This window comes from Pseudomonas sp. Sample_20, from assembly GCF_004307585.1.
In the GTDB taxonomy this organism is placed as follows: domain Bacteria; phylum Pseudomonadota; class Gammaproteobacteria; order Pseudomonadales; family Pseudomonadaceae; genus Aquipseudomonas; species Aquipseudomonas atacamensis.
Genome location: NZ_RCOA01000024.1, coordinates 40630 through 57476, shown reverse-complemented (window position 1 = coordinate 57476; position 16847 = coordinate 40630). Strand labels below are relative to the sequence as shown.

The window sequence follows — 16847 nt, the reverse complement described above, 5'->3', positions numbered from 1 at the left end:
TTTTTCATGCGCGGGATTTGCTCGACGAGGATCAGTCGTCGAAGTCTTCCCAGCCGCCCATCTGCTTCCAGCGATTGACGATGCCGCAGAACAGCTCAGCGGTCTTTTCGGTGTCGTAACGCGCCGAGTGCGCTTCACGCCCGTCGAAATCGATGCCGGCGGCCTGACAGGCTTTCGCCAGCACGGTCTGACCATACGCCAGACCCGCCAGGGTCGCGGTGTCGAAACTGGAGAACGGGTGGAACGGGTTGCGCTTCATGTCCAGACGCGCAACTGCGGCGTTGAGGAAGCCCAGGTCGAAACTGCTGTTGTGTCCGACCAGAATTGCCCGCTTGCAGCCGTTGGCTTTGAGCGCCTTGCGGATGCCACGGAAGATGTCGGTCAGCGCGGTTTCTTCGCTGACGGCCATGCGCAGCGGATGATCGAGCTTGATCCCGGTGAACTCCAGCGCTGCCGCTTCAACGTTCGCACCTTCGAATGGCTCGACGCGGAAGAAGTAGGTGTGATCCGGGTACACGAAACCCTTTTCATCCATGGCGATGGTGGTCGCGGCAATCTCCAGCAGGGCGTCGGTGGCTGCGTTGAAGCCACCGGTTTCTACGTCGACGACAACCGGCAGGTAGCCGCGAAAACGTGCTGCCATCGGGTGACGGGAACCGCCGCCGCCACCTTGACCGTCCAGCTCATCGTCGAAATTGTCTTCACTCACGCGTGTTCCTCCAGCAGGCGCCAGCGCAGTTTTTCACCGGCGCGCAGCGGGATAACGGTCAGCTCGCCAAATGGCAGGCTGGTCGGGGCGGTCCATTCTTCACGGACCAGGGTGATGCGATCGGTGTTTGCCGGCAGGCCGTAGAAACGCGGGCCGTTGAGGCTGGCGAAGGCTTCGAGCTTGTCCAGCGCGTTACGCTGTTCGAACGCTTCGGCATACATCTCGATGGCGGCGTAAGCGGTATAGCAACCGGCGCAACCGCAGGCGGCTTCCTTGGCATGCTGGGCGTGGGGCGCCGAGTCGGTGCCGAGGAAGAACTTGGCGCTGCCACTGGTGGCGGCGTCGAGCAAGGCTTCCTGATGGGTGTTGCGCTTGAGGATCGGCAGGCAGTAGAAGTGCGGCCGAATCCCACCGACCAGCATGTGGTTGCGGTTGTACAGCAGGTGATGCGCGGTGATGGTCGCGCCGACGTTGGCCGAAGCCTCGTTGACGAACTGCACGGCGTCGCCAGTGGTGATGTGTTCGAACACCACTTTCAGTGTCGGGAAACGCTCGACCACGCGGCGCATGTGCTCGTCGATGAAAATCTTTTCGCGGTCGAATACATCGACGTCGCCACGGGTGACTTCACCGTGGATCAACAGCGGCATGCCGACTTCGGCCATGGCTTCCAGCGCCGGGAAGATCTTGTCGATGCTGGTCACGCCGGAATCGGAGTTGGTGGTCGCGCCGGCCGGGTACAGCTTGGCGGCGTAGACGAAACCGCTGGCCTTGGCCTGACGAATTTCTTCCGGTTGGGTGCGGTCGGTGAGGTACAGCACCATCAACGGCTCGAACTGACTGCCGGCCGGGCGGGCAGCGAGAATGCGCTGACGATAGCCGTCGGCTTCAGCGGCGTTGCGCACCGGCGGTACCAGGTTCGGCATGATGATCGCGCGCCCGAAGGTGCGGGCCACATCGGCAACGGTATTGGTCAACACGGCACCATCGCGAAGATGAATGTGCCAGTCGTCGGGACGCAGCAGGGTCAGGCGGTCGGACATGAGGGGATTCCAGGCGGGTCAAACTGAGGCGAATGCTACCGGAAAAGACTCTTGCAGGCACCCGCTATCAAGTTTTGCCACAAGCGTCCGATATCCCGGAGGTATGCCGTAAACATTGTGTGAATCGGTGTTTGTGTTTCACAAGCCAATGGAGCCTCCCGTGCGCCAGCGTTATTTAGCCCTGCTCAGTGTGTTTGCCAGCCTTCCCGCGATGGCGCTGACTTACCAGACCCGTCTGGAGAACATTGAGTGGACGGTCGCCGGCGACCAGTTCGAATGCCGCCTGACCCAGCCGATCACCGATTTCGGCTCGGGCGAGTTCGTGCGCAAGGCCGGTGAGCAGGCGATCTTTCGCCTGAATGCCTACAACGCCATGCTCGGCGGCGGTTCGGCGACCTTGCTCGCTGCCGCTGCACCCTGGCAGCCAGGGCGTGGCGACATCAATCTGGGCTCTGTGCGTCTGGGCAGCGGCAATGTGTTGTTCAACAGCTCGCAATCTCAGGCCGGGGGATTGATCAGCGGTCTGCTGGACGGTCGCAGCCCGGTGGTACGCCGTGCGTCTGGCGATGGCCGCGTCTCCGAAGTGCGTTTGTTGCCGGTGAAATTCAGCAAGGCGTTCAACGACTATCAAGGCTGCGTGGCGAAATTGCTGCCGCAGAATTTCGACCAGATCAAGCAGTCGCAGATCGGCTTCCCCGGCGAAGGCGTCGAGCTGGACCCGGCTGCCAAGGCCAAGCTGCAAGTGATGCTCGAATACATGAAGGCCGACCCGACGGTGAACCACATTGACCTCGACGGTCATTCCGACAACAGCGGCAATCGCCTGACCAACCGCGAATTGTCGCGCCGCCGCGCGCTGGCGGTGGTGGATTTCTTCAAGGCCAACGGCATTCAGGAATCGCAGATCACCGTGCGTTTCCACGGCGAGCAGTATCCGATCGTGCCGAACACCAGCAAAGCCAATCGTGCGAAGAACCGTCGGGTAAACGTGAAATTGTCGCGCGTCGCTCCGACTACCGCCCCGACTCCGGCGCCGCAAGCGAGTACGCCGGCCACGGCCGCAGCGACTTCCTGACCCGCCGGTCATCGTCGCGCTCTCGACAGATTCTGTCGCTTTGTCGTCTTAAGCTGTCGCGCCTCTGTAAATTATCGCGTTTGAGCGGTAGACTCCCCGGCTTTCCGTAGAACCCCGTGGAGTGATGGCATGGCGGACGTAAACAAGGTCGTTCTGGCGTATTCCGGCGGCCTGGACACTTCGGTGATCCTCAAGTGGCTGCAGGATACTTATAACTGTGAAGTGGTGACCTTCACCGCTGATCTCGGTCAAGGCGAAGAGGTCGAGCCGGCCCGCGCCAAGGCTCAGGCCATGGGCGTCAAAGAAATCTACATCGACGACCTGCGCGAAGAATTCGTGCGTGATTTCGTGTTCCCGATGTTCCGCGCCAACACCGTTTACGAAGGCGAGTACCTGCTGGGTACTTCCATCGCCCGTCCGCTGATCGCCAAGCGCCTGATCGAAATCGCCAACGAAACCGGCGCCGACGCCATTTCCCACGGCGCCACCGGCAAGGGCAACGACCAGGTGCGTTTCGAACTGGGCGCCTACGCGCTCAAGCCAGGCGTGAAAGTCATCGCCCCTTGGCGCGAGTGGGACCTGCTGTCCCGCGAGAAGCTGATGGACTACGCCGAGAAGCACGCGATCCCGATCGAACGCCATGGCAAGAAAAAATCTCCGTACTCGATGGACGCCAACCTGCTGCACATCTCTTATGAAGGCGGCGTGCTGGAAGACACCTGGACCGAGCACGAAGAAGACATGTGGCGCTGGACCGTCTCCCCGGAGAAGGCTCCCGACACTCCGCAGTACCTGGAACTGACCTACCGCAACGGCGACATCGTCGCGCTGGACGGCGTCGAAATGACCCCGGCCACCGTACTGGCGACGCTGAACAAGATCGGCGGCGAGCACGGCATCGGTCGTCTCGACATCGTCGAAAACCGTTATGTCGGCATGAAGTCCCGTGGCTGCTACGAAACCCCGGGCGGCACCATCATGCTGCGCGCCCACCGCGCCATCGAATCGATCACTCTGGACCGCGAAGTCGCTCACCTCAAAGACGAGCTGATGCCCAAGTACGCCAGCCTGATCTATACCGGCTACTGGTGGAGCCCTGAGCGTCTGATGCTGCAACAGATGATCGATGCTTCGCAGGTCAACGTGAACGGCGTAGTGCGCTTGAAGCTGTACAAGGGCAACGTCATCGTCACCGGTCGCAAGTCCGACGATTCGCTGTTCGACGCCAACATCGCCACCTTCGAAGAAGATGGCGGCGCTTACAACCAGGCCGATGCGGCGGGCTTCATCAAGCTCAACGCGCTGCGCATGCGCATTGCTGCCAACAAGGGCCGCAAGTTGTTCTAAGTGGCTCAGACCCACGCGCAATAAAAAAGGCGGCCAGTTCAGGGCCGCCTTTTTTTTCGGAATTTTCATCGGGTTCATCAGGCCGTTTCTCTTGTCTGCCCGCTTGCGGGATGTGCCGCGCCTGTCAGCTGGTTCGCCCCAGCAGGGTAACTGTCTGTGTGCACAGGTTGTAAACGACACACAGTGTTGCACCTGAGCTTTTCTTCGCCTGTTTGATCTGTTGCAGCGAAGTATGCGCCAGAGAGTCCGAAACATGATTCGACAGAAAAACCAGCACTCGCGGATTTTTTTTACCGGCGCTCCGAAGAGTGTCGAGAATCGCATCGAACTCCCTGGACGCGTCAACGTCCCGGGCGTCGATGATGTTCAGTTCGCTTATCAGCGGTGACAGTTTGATCGTCTGCACCACGGGGTTCGCTTGGACATCAATATCGGTTGGTGGGTCAGGCGCGTTGTGAATCCTGCATGGACGCTGAAATCCGCCGCTCCCAGTGTTGCTGGACACCACGCAGCTGGTTATCTCGAAAGCGCACGATCCATCGGTTTTTCGCAACGGTACTTTTCGTTCGCTGTCGCGTTCCGAATGTTCAGCCGCCTTCAGGAAATTTTTGTCCTTGCCGAAATCCGAGGGCGAGTAGAGTGAGCGGTGGTTGAAGTTGAGCGTGATAAAAAAAAGAAATAACAAGTAAAACGGAAAGCTGATCAGAAACCAGACATAAATCTCCCGGTCCTTGTTGTCGAGAAACGGCAGCGATACCGCCGCTGAAGTTTCCGAGATAATGGCGAATATCGCTATGACGGTCATTGGGTTAGTGATCTTTTTCGTTATCTTGAGCATGATTCAAGTTCTATGTTGTTTGTTTGATGTTGAATATTTCTATATATAGCAAAAGCCTTCATTGAAGTTTCAGGCTGTTGTTTCAAGTTTTATAGAAGGGCTGCCGGTGCGTCGAATATGCAGTAGCGGCGGTTCGTTACGTCATATGTCGAATCGGCAGCCGCCAAGAGTGGTCCAGGAAACTTCAAATGGCTCGGTTGGAATTCGGAGCTGCGTAGGACGTGTGCGCAGTAAACGGAAATTCGCTGTGGTCTTGAAGGACGGGAAGCAGTTGCAATGGATGCGACGGGACCTATTTGTGGGAATTATCCTCAATGCCTGTAGGGAATGTCTCTCGATGCAAATGCGTGTAAAAGTTGCCATGCCTTGAAGCAAGTGACTGGGATATCGTGCGTGTTCTAAAAATTCGAACAGCGAAAACTGGACTTGCCCATGAATAAAGTGCTGATCGTGGATGACCACCCCGTCATTCGACTTGCGGTACGTATGCTGATGGAACGGCATGGCTACGAAGTCATTGCAGAAACGGATAATGGCGTTGATGCACTACAAATTGCTCGTGAACAAATACCGGATCTTGTCATTCTGGATATTGGAATACCCAAACTCGATGGGCTGGAAGTTATTGCTCGCCTGACTTCCACCGCCATGCCGGTGAAAGTGCTGGTGCTGACTTCCCAGGCTCCCGGACATTTTTCAATGCGTTGCATGCAATCGGGTGCAGCGGGTTATGTGTGCAAGCAGCAGGATCTGACCGAACTGCTGAGTGCGATCAAGGCAGTTCTGTCCGGCTATAGCTATTTCCCCAATCAGGCCCTGCACACCGTGCGTACCAGTCTGGGCAATGCGAGTGAGGCGGACATGGTTGATCGTCTGTCCGGGCGGGAAATGATGGTGTTGCAGCAATTGGCGCGCGGCAAGACCAACAAGGAAATCGCAGACGGCATGTTTTTGAGCAACAAGACTGTTAGCACTTACAAGACTCGCCTGTTGCTGAAACTCAATGCGCGGTCTCTGGTTGATCTGATCGAGTTGGCGCAGCGCAACGGCCTGGTTTGAACGATTCGACAGCTGAGACCGTCATGGGCCGATCAAGCTCGGTTGTCGCAGAAAATGAAAAGCCTCCGCTTCGGGAGGCCTTCAGGTATCACAGATCAAAATCGTAATCGGCCAATTGCCTTTGCAGTCGGCGCTCCTCAAGCAGGTTGTCGATTGTGCGACGCTTGCTGAGGTTGGTCTTCGCCACCTCTACCACCGGTTCGACCTCATCGGCCTCGACGGCAATAAAATCTTCTTCTACATCCAGTTGCTCTTTGTCGGTACTCATGAAGTCAACTCCCGGCTAAGACTGCCTTTGGCGCTCCTTATATCGACATTACTGCGGCGGGTAAAAAAGATTTTTTCAATCGATGGATACGAAAAACCGATGACGGCTCAATCGTCAGAAGTTTTGTGTTTGTATTCGCACAAATCTTCGATGCGGCAGCTGCCACAGCGCGGTTTACGCGCCAGGCAAACATAGCGGCCATGCAAAATCAGCCAGTGATGGGAGTCGAGCAGGAATTCTTTCGGTACAAACTTCATCAGCTTCATTTCAACTTCCACCACATTTTTCCCGGGCGCGATGCCGGTGCGATTGCTGACGCGAAAAATGTGCGTGTCGACTGCCATGGTCAATTGACGGAAAGCGGTGTTGAGCACCACGTTGGCGGTCTTGCGTCCGACACCCGGCAGGGCTTCCAGTTCTTCCCGGGTTTGCGGAACTTCACCGCCGTGGCGTTCAACCAGCAAACGGCAGGTTTCGATGACGTTTTTCGCCTTGCTGTTGTACAGGCCGATGGTCTTGATGTACTCCGACAGCCCCTCGACACCCAGCGCATGAATCGCGGCGGGTGTGTTGGCGACGGCAAAGAGTTTGGCGGTCGCCTTGTTGACGCCGACATCGGTGGACTGCGCCGAAAGAATCACCGCAATCAGCAGCTCGAACGGCGAAGAGTAGGCCAGTTCGGTTTTCGGCTCGGGATTGTCTTCGTGCAGTCGGCGAAATATCTCAAGACGTTTTGCAGCATTCATGGGCGATGCGTTTCCTTGATGACAGAGTTGCGGCGTGTCCACGCCTGACGTACGGCGAGAAGCAGGCCCAGTAAAACGAAAGCGCCGGGGACCAGCGTAAACAGATGCAGCCCATCGGGGAACAAAACCAGACCTTGCCAATGCTCCGAAAGAACTCGGCCAAGGCTGCCATAACCGATGATCTCGCGCAGCCCGCCGACCACCAGCATGAGCGCGCCGAACAAGGCGCAGCGTTTGAAGCTGACAGCGACGGGCTCGCGGAAGGCACCGTGGTATTCAAGCACGACGCAGTGCAAGGCGATCAGCCCTATGTAGAGCTCAGACGTCTGCTGCCATGGCAAAAACCAGCGTTGCGCCACAATATCCGCGCAACTGGTCAACGTCGCAGCAAGTATCAGGCTGGCGAGCAAGGCACGGGTGCCCGTCAGGCGCTCGCGCAGCGGCGACATGCAGACGGCAAATACACCGAGTACCGCGCCCAGCATCAAGGTTATCCCCAGTGCAGCGCTAAATGTTTGTGTGGCGCCCAATAGCGGCACCAGCATCAATAAACTTACCGTGCGTTTCATAAGCGAGTTCCTAACAGCAACGCCCGATGCTCATCGAAATAACGCAGTGCGTCGTGAATCGCGTTGATGGCGGCACGGGAGGTTATGGTCGCACCAGCGATTTGATCGAACTGCCCCTGATCCTTTTTCAGCGCCCAACCGGCGTCTGTCGGCTCAGTACGGGATTTGCCGAGGAAGGCCTGAAGCCAGGCATTCGGCCATTCACCGATGTAACCACCCAATCCTGGCGTTTCGCGCTGCTCAAGGGTTTTCACGCCTAGAACTCTGCCGTTTGCATCGATGGCTATCAGCAGTTCCAGAGTGCCTGCGTAACCTTCGCTGCGGCTGCGCAACAGCACCGCAACTGTCTGTCCGGAGCGGGTCGCTCGATAGCCGCCTGACAGCGTGCTATGGCGCAAAGCAGGCTCGGCGAGCGTCAGCGGTTGCTCCAGCGGCTGATTGTCGTAGAGCGCGGCAGGCATGACATCAAGCAATTTTCGGCTGTCGAGCAAGCGCTGCTCGCTGGCAATCTGCGGTGCACTGCTGCGCTGCAACACGTATGTCGCACTCACGCCAACGAGTGCCAGCAGCACCACCGTCGCGACACTCGCTGAGCGGTTCACGCGTTCACCTTCGACTGGCGGCTGAGGGCGAAGCGTTCGAGTGTCGGCACCAGAAGATTCATCAGCAATACCGCAAGCGCGACGCCGTCCGGGTAACCACCCCACGTGCGAATCAGATAAGTCAGCAGGCCGACGCCAACACCGAACAGCAGGCGGGCAAGGGCGCTTTTCGCGCCGGACACCGGCTCGGTCACAATAAAAAATGCACCGAGCATGGTCGCGCCGCTGAGCAGGTGAAACAGCGGCGAACCATGGGAATCCGACCCCGAGCCGTTCCAGCACAACAGGCTGATGACGAACAGACTGGCGAGCATCCCCATCGGTGCGTGCCAGGAAAAGATCCGCCGCTGCAACAGCCACAGACCGCCGAGCAGAAACGCCAGATTCACCCATTCCACACCGCGCCCGCCGAAGCGGCCGAAGGCCGGGTTGCTGGCGAACAGCTCATCGATGGTCAGGCTTTTATTGATGCGCAGACTGTCCAGTGCCGTGGCCTGCGCCCAGGCGTCCGGTGCTGGAGCCGGGTTGAAAACCTGTTGCAACGCCGAGAGGAAATCGAGGCCATGACCGGGCCAATGGGTCATCGCTTGCGGAAACAGCACCATGCTCAGGGCAAAGCCAAGCATCGCCGGGTTGAACGGGTTTTTACCAACCCCGCCGTACAGGTGCTTGCCGAACAACAAGCCTGAAACGGTCGCCGTGACGGTCAGCCACCAAGGGCAATAAGCCGGCAGCGCAACGGCCAGCAACATTGCACTGACCAGCGCGCTGCCATCACGCAGTGCCGCTTGCACCGCTTGCCGACGCAGATGGGCGACCCCGGCTTCGACGAGCAAAGCACTGGCAACCGCCAACAGCAGATTGATCAACACGCCCCAGCCATACAGCCAGAACAAAGCGAGCAGCCCCGGCAGCGCTGCGAGCAGCACGGTATTCATCGCCTGTTGCAGGCGATCGTCCGCTGCCTCAAGGGGTGGCATGATCTTGCACCCGGCGCTCGGCGTCAGTCACGGCTTGCTCCAGTGCTGCGATCTGCTCCGGCGCAGCCTCCGCTGCCTGAGCCTTTTTCAACTCGGCGCGGCGCATGGCCAGTTGAATCTTCGCCCGTTTCAACTCCGCGTCGTTGCTCGGAGCAGAGACGGCGGGAATCACCGGTTGGCTGCTTTCCAGCTTCGCCAGTGCTTGCTCGGCGGCTTCGAATTGTTGCTGCAGGACGATCAGTTGCGACTGCTGTTCGAACGTCGGCGGATGGCCGAAAGCTTTCAGCGATTTATGCAACTGAGCCCGACTCATCGCCACATCGACCTTGGCCTTCTTCAGCGCCGCATCGGCGTTAGCGGCTTTTTGTGCGCGCACCCGCTCAAGTGCAGCCTGCACCGGATCGGCGGTCGAGACTTGCGGTTGTGCCGCACGCGCGGCTCGCGCTTCACGTTCGGCCTGCTTTTGCTGTTCTTCACGCAGCAGGCGCTGGTTGCGGCGCTCGAAACGCTGGCGCGCATGGTCACGTTTGATCGCGCGGGCGCGCTGTTCTTCAAGATCAAATGCGAGACCGCCAACCACTGGGATCGTGTTCGCAGGCAAAGGGTGCATTTCGATGCAGTCGACCGGGCACGGCGCAACGCACAGATCACAACCGGTGCACTCGTCGATCAGCACCGTGTGCATGAGTTTTGCCGCGCCGACGATGGCGTCGACCGGGCAGGCCTGAATGCACTTGGTGCAGCCGATGCATTCGGCCTCGCGGATGAAGGCGACTTGCGGCGGTGCCGGGCCACGGCTGATATCCAGTTCCAGGACCGGTATTTTCAACAGCTCGGCCAGCGCAGCGATAGTTTCTTCGCCGCCCGGCGGGCACTTGTTGATCGGCTCGCCGTCAACAATGCCTTGCGCATAGGGTTTGCATCCGGGATGGCCGCACTTGCCGCATTGGGTCTGCGGCAGCAGGGCATCGATGCGTTGAAGCAGACTCATGTTTTGATCAATCCACTGAATCCGAGAAAAATCACTGCGATCAGTCCGGCGCTGATCAGATCGATCGGCAGGCCGCGAAAGGGCAGGGGAATATCGTTGTCGGCCGTGCGCTCGCGCAGGTCGCAGAACACACTCAACACCAGCCAGAAACCCAGCCCGGCGCCGATACTCAATGCTGTCGCGTGCAGCAGGCCTTGATCATTTTGCGCATTGATCAACGCCAGCCCGAGTACGCCAGCATTGCCCAGCAGCAGCGGCCACAATCCGTCGAACGGCCAATCCGGCAGCCCGCGCGCCAGCAGTTTCAGCAGCGGCGCGATCATCAACACACTCAACGGCAGAAACACGAACAGGCGCAGCGCTTCAAGCTGCAACGGCAGCAGTATCCACTGCCAGATCGCCTGACCGATAACGCCGACCACCACCATCAGGCACAACGTCGCCAACCCCAGCGCATGCACCTGGCGTCGGTTGCCCGCCAGCAGCGGAGCGACGCCTAGCGGCCAGTGCAACACCAAGTTGTTGAGTAGCGCAGCACTGATCAGCGTTAACACGAGTTCGGTCATGGTTCTGCCAGCGAAACGGGCGGGTGTCTCTTAAGGGTAGGCACTATCGGGCCAGATATGAAAAATCCCACCGGCATGCAGAGCACGTCGGTGGGATCGTTTTGCGGCAACGTCTTACTTGATGCGCTGACCTGGCTTGGCGCCGCTGTCCGGGCTCAGCAGATAGATCTCTTCACCGCCGGGACCGGCTGCCATCACCATGCCTTCGGAAATACCGAACTTCATTTTCCGTGGTTTGAGGTTGGCGATCATCATGGTCAGACGACCGTCGAGTTTGGACGGGTCCGGGTAGGCGCTCTTGATCCCGGAGAACACGTTGCGTTGCTCGTCACCGATGTCGAGGGTCAGGCGCAGCAGCTTGTCCGCGCCTTCGACGTGTTCGGCCTTGACGATCAAAGCGACGCGCAAATCGATGGCGGCAAAGGCGTCGAAATCGATTTCCGGCGACAGCGGATCCTTGGCCAGTTCGCCGTTGCCCGCAGGCTTGGCTTCGCCGGTGTCGGTCTGGCTGGCGGTCAGGTCTTCTTTCGAGGCGTCGGTCATGGCTTGCACTTTTACCGGGTCGATGCGGGTCATCAACGGTTTGAATTCGTTGAGCTGGTGATTGGCCAGCAGGGTGGTGTGGTCATTCCAGGTCAGCGGCGCGACGTTGAGGAACGCCTCGGCATCAGCGGCCAGCAGCGGCAGTACCGGTTTGAGGAAGATCACCAACTGGCGGAACAGGTTGATGCCGGTGGCGCAGATCGCCTGGACTTCATCCTGCTTGCCTTCCTGCTTGTTCAACGACCACGGAGCCTTGTCGGCGATCCACGCGTTGGCGCGGTCAGCCAGGGCCATGATTTCACGCATCGCGCGGGCGAAGTCGCGGGCCTCGTAGGCGTCGGCAATGCTCGGCGCGGCGGCGAGGAAAGCCTCGGTCAGCTCCGGCGCGGCATTGTTGTCGACCAGCAGACCGCCGTTGCCCTTGTGGATGAATCCGGCGCAACGGCTGGCGATGTTGACCACTTTGCCGACCAGGTCGGAGTTGACCTTCTGCACGAAGTCTTCGAGGTTCAGGTCGAGGTCATCGACGCCACGGCCGAGCTTGGCCGCGTAGTAGTAGCGCAGGTATTCCGGCGACAGATGATCGAGATAAGTGCGGGCCTTGATGAAGGTGCCGCGCGACTTGGACATTTTCTGACCATTGACGGTAAGGTAGCCGTGCACGTTGATGCCGGTCGGCTTGCGGTAGCCGGAGCCTTCGAGCATGGCTGGCCAGAACAGCGCATGGAAATTGACGATGTCCTTGCCGATGAAGTGGTACAGCTCGGCAGTCGAATCCTTGCCCCAGAACGCGTCGAAATCCAGCTCCGGCGTGCGGTTGCAGAGGTTCTTGAAGCTGGCCATGTAACCGATCGGCGCATCCAGCCAGACGTAGAAATACTTGCCCGGTTCGCCCGGAATCTCGAAACCGAAATACGGCGCATCGCGGGAAATGTCCCACTGCTGCAGGCCGGCGTCCAGCCATTCGGCGATCTTGTTGGCCACGGCGTCCTGCAGGGTGCCGCTGCGGGTCCAGGCCTGGAGCATCTGCTGGAAATCCGGCAGCTTGAAGAAGAAGTGCTGGGAATCCTTGAGCACCGGGGTGGCGCCGGAGATCGCCGACTTCGGATCCTTCAGGTCGGTCGGTGCGTAGGTCGCGCCGCATTTTTCGCAGTTGTCGCCGTACTGGTCTTCGGTGCCGCATTTCGGGCAGGTGCCCTTGATGAAGCGGTCGGCCAGGAACATTTTCTTTTCCGGGTCGAAATACTGCGTGATCGAGCGCTGGGCGATGTGCCCGGCGTCACGCAGCTTGAGGTAGATCTGGCTCGACAGCTCACGGTTTTCTTCGGCGTGAGTGGAGTGGAAATTGTCGAAATCGACGAGGAAGTCGGCAAAGTCGGCGCTGTGTTCAGCCTGCACGTTGGCGATCAGTTGTTCCGGGGTGATGCCTTCCTTCTCCGCGCGCAGCATGATCGCCGAACCGTGGGCGTCGTCGGCGCAGACATAGATGCATTGGTTGCCGCGATGCTTCTGGAAGCGCACCCACATATCGGTCTGGATGTATTCCAGCATGTGGCCAAGGTGAATCGAACCATTGGCGTAGGGCAGGGCGCTGGTGACGAGGATCTTGCGTGGCTCGGACATGGGGCTTCGCTACTTGATGAAACGGAGGTCGGCCACTATAAAGCGCCGGCGCATATTTTTCACCCCTGCGCCACTGGGTACTTTGAGAGCTCGTGTGGTGAGGGGATTTATCCCCGTTCGGCTGCGCAGCAGTCGTGGATATCGTTACACACGCAGCTCCTGACGTACCGGGGGCGGAAGTTTTGGGGCGGCTGCGCAGCCCAACGGGGATAAATCCCCTCACCACAGTGGCTTTTCAGCGCAAGTAATCTGTTCGCCTCAAATCGGTGTCCAGCGTACGATAGCCGCCATTCTTTCCAGTCTTGTTATCGGAGTTGCCCATGAGCGCCGTCACTCGCGCAGCGGTGGAAGCCGTCCTCAGCCAATACACCGACCCCTACCTGAACCAGGACCCGGTCAGCGCCGGTTGCGTGAAAAACATCGAGATCATCGGTGACCGCGTCAATGTGCAGCTGGAAATCGGCTACGCCGCCGGCCTGTTCAAGAGCGGTTGGGCGCAATTGCTGCAACTGGCCATCGAAAACCTCGACGGCGTGGTCATCGCCCGCGTCGAGGTCACCAGCGTGATCGCCGCGCACAAGGCCCAGGCGCAGATTCCCGGGCTGGCCAACGTCAAGAACGTCGTCGCCGTCGCTTCCGGCAAGGGCGGCGTGGGCAAATCCACTACGGCTGCCAACCTCGCGCTGGCGCTGGCCCGCGAAGGCGCCAAAGTCGGCATCCTCGACGCCGATATCTACGGCCCGAGCCAGGGCATCATGTTCGGCATTCCCGAGCGCACCCGGCCCGAGGTCAAGGATCAGAAATGGTTCGTGCCGCTCAAGGCCCACGGCGTGGAAGTCATGTCGATGGCATTCCTGACCGACGACAACACGCCGATGGTCTGGCGCGGGCCGATGGTTTCCGGGGCGCTGCTGCAACTGGTCACGCAAACCGCGTGGGGCGATCTGGATTATCTGGTCATCGACATGCCACCAGGCACCGGCGACATTCAACTGACCCTGGCGCAGAAAGTCCCGGTGGCGGGTGCGGTGATCGTCACTACGCCGCAGGATCTGGCGCTGCTCGACGCACGCAAAGGCGTGGAAATGTTCCGCAAGGTCAACATTCCGGTGCTGGGCGTGGTGGAAAACATGGCCGTGCACATCTGCTCGAACTGCGGGCATGCCGAGCATCTGTTCGGTGAAGGCGGTGGCGAGAAACTGGCCACCCAGTACGGCGTAGAGTTGCTGGCTTCGCTGCCGCTGTCGATGCTGATCCGCGAACAGGCCGATGGCGGCAAGCCAACCGTAATCGCCGAGCCGGACAGCCAGATCGCCATGGTCTATCAGGAACTGGCCCGCCACGTCGGCGCGCGCATTGTCTTGCAGGAAGCGGCCACGCCGGCGATGCCGAATATCACCATCAGTGACGATTGAATAAACGCTGGATGAAATGTGGGAGCGAGCCTGCTCGCGAAGAGGGAGTGTCAGTCAACGAAGATGTTGGCTGACCCACCGCTTTCGCGAGCAGGCTCGCTCCCACAGTTGTTTTGTGTTGGCAGTCAGATTCGCAAGCCGCCATCCATCTCCAGAATCCGCCCGGTGTAGTAGTCGTTTTCGAAGATATACGCCGCCGAATGGGCGATCTCCTCAGGCTTGCCCATGCGCTTGAGCGGAATGCCCGACGTCATCTTTTCCAGCGCTTCCGGCTTCATGCCCAGGGTCATCTCGGTTTCGATGAAGCCCGGTGCGATGCCCGCGACACGAATGCCGTAACGCGCCAGCTCCTTCGCCCAGGTCACGGTCGCCGCTGCGACGCCGGCCTTGGCTGCGGAATAGTTGGTCTGGCCGACGTTGCCCGCACGGGAGATCGACGAAATGTTGATGATCGCACCGCTGTTCTTCAGCTCGACCATCTTCGCTGCGACTTCACGGGTGCAGAGGAACACGCCGGTCAGGTTTACGTCGATCACCGCCTGCCACTGGGCCAGGCTCATCTTGGTCATCTCACCGTCCTTGACCTTCAGCAACAGACCATCGCGCAGGATCCCGGCGTTGTTGATCAGGCCGTGGATGGCGCCGAAGTCTTCGGCCACTTGCGCGACCATGTGCTCGACCTGTTCTTCGTTGGCGACGTTGCACAGGTAGCTGCGCGCTTCGACACCCTTGGCTTTGCAGGCGGCCACGGCGGCGTCGAGTTTTTCCTGATTCAGATCGACCAGGGCCAGTTTCGCGCCCTTGCCGGCGAAATACTCGGCCATGGAACGGCCCAAACCCTGGCAACCGCCGGTGATAATGATTACTTTGTCGTTGAGTTGCATTCGCATGTCCCGCTGGCAGGTCTGAGTTGTTTTTGTTGTCGGCAACGCTCGATCGGCACCGGTCAGGCCTGGTTGCACACGAACATTTGCCCGATGCGCGCCGGTTACTTTTCGCTGCGCGCCTGTCCGTTTTCTAGACGGAACCCATTTAAGGAGTCACAAATTGAGCGCTGAAGTGGCGAAGAATGCCCGAGAATTGCTTCTCAAGGAATACCGTGGAGTGCTGTCGACCCACTCCAAATCGATGCCGGGTTTTCCCTTTGGCTCCGTCGTGCCGTATTGCCTGGACGAGCAGGGCCGGCCGCTGATTCTGATCAGCCGCATCGCCCAGCACACGCATAACCTGCAGAAAGATCCGAAGTGTTCGATGCTGGTGGGCGAGCGCGAGGCCGACGATGTGCAGGCGGTCGGGCGGCTGACTTATCTGGCCGAAGCGCAGAAGCTCGCAGAACCGGCAGCCATCGACGCTGCCGCCGAACGCTATTACCGCTATTTCCCCGACTCGCAGAATTATCACCAGGCCCACGATTTCGATTTCTGGGTGCTCGATCCGGTGCGCCATCGCTACATCGGCGGCTTTGGTGCGATCCACTGGATCGACGATCTGACCTTGGCCAACCCGTTCGCCGGCAAGGCTGAAATCAGCATGGTCGAGCACATGAACAGCGATCACGCCAAGGCCATCGCCCATTACGTCGCGCTCGCCGGGCTGCCCAACAGCACGCCGGCGCAACTGGCCGGGATCGACAGCGAAGGCATGCACCTGCGCATTGGTCAGGCCGTCTATTGGTTGCCCTTCGCGGCGCCATGTAATACGCCGACACAAGTGCGTGAGGCCTTGGTTTCTCTGGCTCACGCGCAGTCCTGGCCAAAAAAAGCGCAAAGTTAAGCTTGAATTCACGCAAGGGCGACGTCATCTAAGGCTTACTGCAAGGCATTTCTTGCGTTGAGGAAACATTGATGCGCCCTTTTCTGTTGCTCTTTCTGCTGTTTCCAGTGCTGGAGCTGTTCGTATTCGTCAAAGTGGCAGGCTCTATCGGGTTCTTCCCGGCCCTGCTGCTGATCATTCTCGGCTCGATGTTCGGTGTGTTCGTGCTGCGCGTCGCCGGTCTGGCCACCGCATTGCGTGCCCGGGAAAGCCTGAATCGCGGCGAATTGCCCGCGCAGACCATGCTCGAAGGCCTGATGCTGGCACTGGCCGGTGGCCTGTTGATCATTCCCGGCTTCATCAGTGACGTGGTCGGTCTGGTGATGTTGTTGCCGGTCACCCGTCGTCTGCTGGCGAACAAAATGCGCCAGCGTGCTGAAGACCAGGCGATGCGCCAGCGTGCCTTCGCCGACGACCTGCAACCCCGTGGCGGCCCGGCCCCTCGCGAGCCGCTCGGTCGAGAGCCGAATGTGATCGAAGGCGAGTTCGAACACCGCGACAACAAGTGACATCAGCATCGACACGGCACCTGCGGGTGCCGTGCTCGTTTATGGCGTTTTTTTACTGTGTGGCGATGAAAAATTTTTTCCGCCAGCCCTTGTAATCGGCTTGTACGCCCCTATGTATCGGTCACCGAAAGGTTTCCGGTATTCAAACCGGA

At 59.3% G+C, this 16847-nt stretch carries 18 protein-coding genes and 1 pseudogene; 6 read left to right on the top strand and 13 right to left on the bottom strand.

Features of this window, described 5'->3' with window-relative positions; all coding sequences use genetic code 11:
• Nucleotides 1–31: 31 nt before the first annotated feature.
• Both rnt and pyrC read right to left on the bottom strand, forming a co-directional pair.
• The gene (rnt, locus tag D8U70_RS06810; RefSeq protein ID WP_016773404.1) at nt 32–709 is read right to left on the bottom strand and encodes a ribonuclease T; all 678 of its coding nucleotides are present in this window, start codon (nt 707–709) and stop codon (nt 32–34) included.
• Nucleotides 706–1752 carry a dihydroorotase gene (pyrC, locus tag D8U70_RS06805; protein WP_016773405.1) on the bottom strand — a complete coding sequence of 349 codons (1047 nt, stop codon included), beginning with the start codon at nt 1750–1752 and terminating at the stop codon, nt 706–708. The genes rnt and pyrC overlap by 4 nt, the downstream gene beginning before the upstream one ends.
• A 160-nt stretch (nt 1753–1912) precedes the next feature.
• Between pyrC and D8U70_RS06800 the strand changes: the two genes are divergently transcribed.
• Together D8U70_RS06800 and D8U70_RS06795 are read left to right on the top strand one after the other, a co-directional pair.
• Nucleotides 1913–2827: an OmpA family protein gene (locus tag D8U70_RS06800; RefSeq protein WP_073473165.1), complete on the top strand. Its 915-nt coding sequence runs from the start codon at nt 1913–1915 to the stop codon at nt 2825–2827.
• A 129-nt stretch (nt 2828–2956) separates the two neighbouring features.
• A complete protein-coding gene (locus tag D8U70_RS06795) occupies nt 2957–4174 on the top strand; it encodes an argininosuccinate synthase (RefSeq protein ID WP_007953201.1) in 1218 nt (405 codons plus the stop codon).
• Between the two features lie 124 nt (nt 4175–4298).
• Here the strand turns inward: D8U70_RS06795 and D8U70_RS06790 are convergent, their stop codons facing one another.
• Nucleotides 4299–5012 (bottom strand): hypothetical protein, encoded by a 714-nt coding sequence (locus D8U70_RS06790; RefSeq protein WP_122706510.1) that lies wholly within the window; start codon nt 5010–5012, stop codon nt 4299–4301.
• Nucleotides 5013–5444: 432 nt separating this feature from the next.
• Between D8U70_RS06790 and D8U70_RS06785 the strand changes: the two genes are divergently transcribed.
• Nucleotides 5445–6071, top strand: a complete 627-nt coding sequence (locus D8U70_RS06785) for a response regulator transcription factor (protein ID WP_016773408.1) — start codon at nt 5445–5447, stop codon at nt 6069–6071.
• A gap of 88 nt (nt 6072–6159) precedes the next feature.
• Here D8U70_RS06785 and D8U70_RS06780 read toward each other — a convergent pair whose 3' ends face one another.
• The 8 genes from D8U70_RS06780 to metG form a co-directional block, all read right to left on the bottom strand.
• On the bottom strand, nt 6160–6339 hold the full coding sequence (locus D8U70_RS06780) for a hypothetical protein (protein ID WP_016773409.1): 180 nt from the start codon (nt 6337–6339) through the stop codon (nt 6160–6162).
• Between the two features lie 107 nt (nt 6340–6446).
• The gene (nth, locus tag D8U70_RS06775) at nt 6447–7085 is read right to left on the bottom strand and encodes an endonuclease III (protein ID WP_130928524.1); all 639 of its coding nucleotides are present in this window, start codon (nt 7083–7085) and stop codon (nt 6447–6449) included.
• Nucleotides 7082–7654, bottom strand: a complete 573-nt coding sequence (locus D8U70_RS06770; protein WP_130928523.1) for an Rnf-Nqr domain containing protein — start codon at nt 7652–7654, stop codon at nt 7082–7084. Before D8U70_RS06770 ends, nth begins: the two co-directional genes overlap by 4 nt.
• Nucleotides 7651–8256 (bottom strand): RnfABCDGE type electron transport complex subunit G, encoded by a 606-nt coding sequence (locus tag D8U70_RS06765; protein WP_130928522.1) that lies wholly within the window; start codon nt 8254–8256, stop codon nt 7651–7653. The genes D8U70_RS06770 and D8U70_RS06765 overlap by 4 nt, the downstream gene beginning before the upstream one ends.
• The gene (locus D8U70_RS06760; protein ID WP_130928521.1) at nt 8253–9236 is read right to left on the bottom strand and encodes an RnfABCDGE type electron transport complex subunit D; all 984 of its coding nucleotides are present in this window, start codon (nt 9234–9236) and stop codon (nt 8253–8255) included. Before D8U70_RS06760 ends, D8U70_RS06765 begins: the two co-directional genes overlap by 4 nt.
• Nucleotides 9223–10227 (bottom strand): electron transport complex subunit RsxB, encoded by a 1005-nt coding sequence (gene rsxB / locus D8U70_RS06755; RefSeq protein ID WP_130928520.1) that lies wholly within the window; start codon nt 10225–10227, stop codon nt 9223–9225. The genes D8U70_RS06760 and rsxB overlap by 14 nt, the downstream gene beginning before the upstream one ends.
• On the bottom strand, nt 10224–10793 hold the full coding sequence (locus D8U70_RS06750; RefSeq protein WP_130928519.1) for an Rnf-Nqr domain containing protein: 570 nt from the start codon (nt 10791–10793) through the stop codon (nt 10224–10226). Before D8U70_RS06750 ends, rsxB begins: the two co-directional genes overlap by 4 nt.
• Nucleotides 10794–10907: 114 nt before the next feature.
• Nucleotides 10908–12959 carry a methionine--tRNA ligase gene (gene metG, locus D8U70_RS06745; protein ID WP_130928518.1) on the bottom strand — a complete coding sequence of 684 codons (2052 nt, stop codon included), beginning with the start codon at nt 12957–12959 and terminating at the stop codon, nt 10908–10910.
• Between the two features lie 320 nt (nt 12960–13279).
• On the opposite strand from metG, the gene apbC reads away from it, so the two are divergent.
• Entirely contained in the window at nt 13280–14374 is a 1095-nt protein-coding gene (gene apbC / locus D8U70_RS06740) for an iron-sulfur cluster carrier protein ApbC (protein ID WP_024014150.1), read from the top strand.
• Nucleotides 14375–14393: 19 nt separating this feature from the next.
• Here apbC and D8U70_RS28170 read toward each other — a convergent pair.
• Both D8U70_RS28170 and D8U70_RS06735 read right to left on the bottom strand, forming a co-directional pair.
• A pseudogene (locus D8U70_RS28170) lies at nt 14394–14519 on the bottom strand (metal ABC transporter ATP-binding protein); the annotation flags it as partial.
• A complete protein-coding gene (locus D8U70_RS06735; protein ID WP_041479858.1) occupies nt 14500–15258 on the bottom strand; it encodes an SDR family oxidoreductase in 759 nt (252 codons plus the stop codon). The pseudogene D8U70_RS28170 and the gene D8U70_RS06735, both read right to left, overlap by 20 nt.
• 163 nt (nt 15259–15421) lie before the next feature.
• Here D8U70_RS06735 and D8U70_RS06730 point away from each other — a divergent pair, with 163 nt between their 5' ends.
• Both D8U70_RS06730 and D8U70_RS06725 read left to right on the top strand, forming a co-directional pair.
• Nucleotides 15422–16147, top strand: a complete 726-nt coding sequence (locus D8U70_RS06730) for a DUF2470 domain-containing protein (RefSeq protein ID WP_130928517.1) — start codon at nt 15422–15424, stop codon at nt 16145–16147.
• 71 nt (nt 16148–16218) lie between these two features.
• Nucleotides 16219–16695, top strand: a complete 477-nt coding sequence (locus D8U70_RS06725; RefSeq protein ID WP_016773418.1) for an FxsA family protein — start codon at nt 16219–16221, stop codon at nt 16693–16695.
• Nucleotides 16696–16847 lie beyond the last annotated feature (152 nt).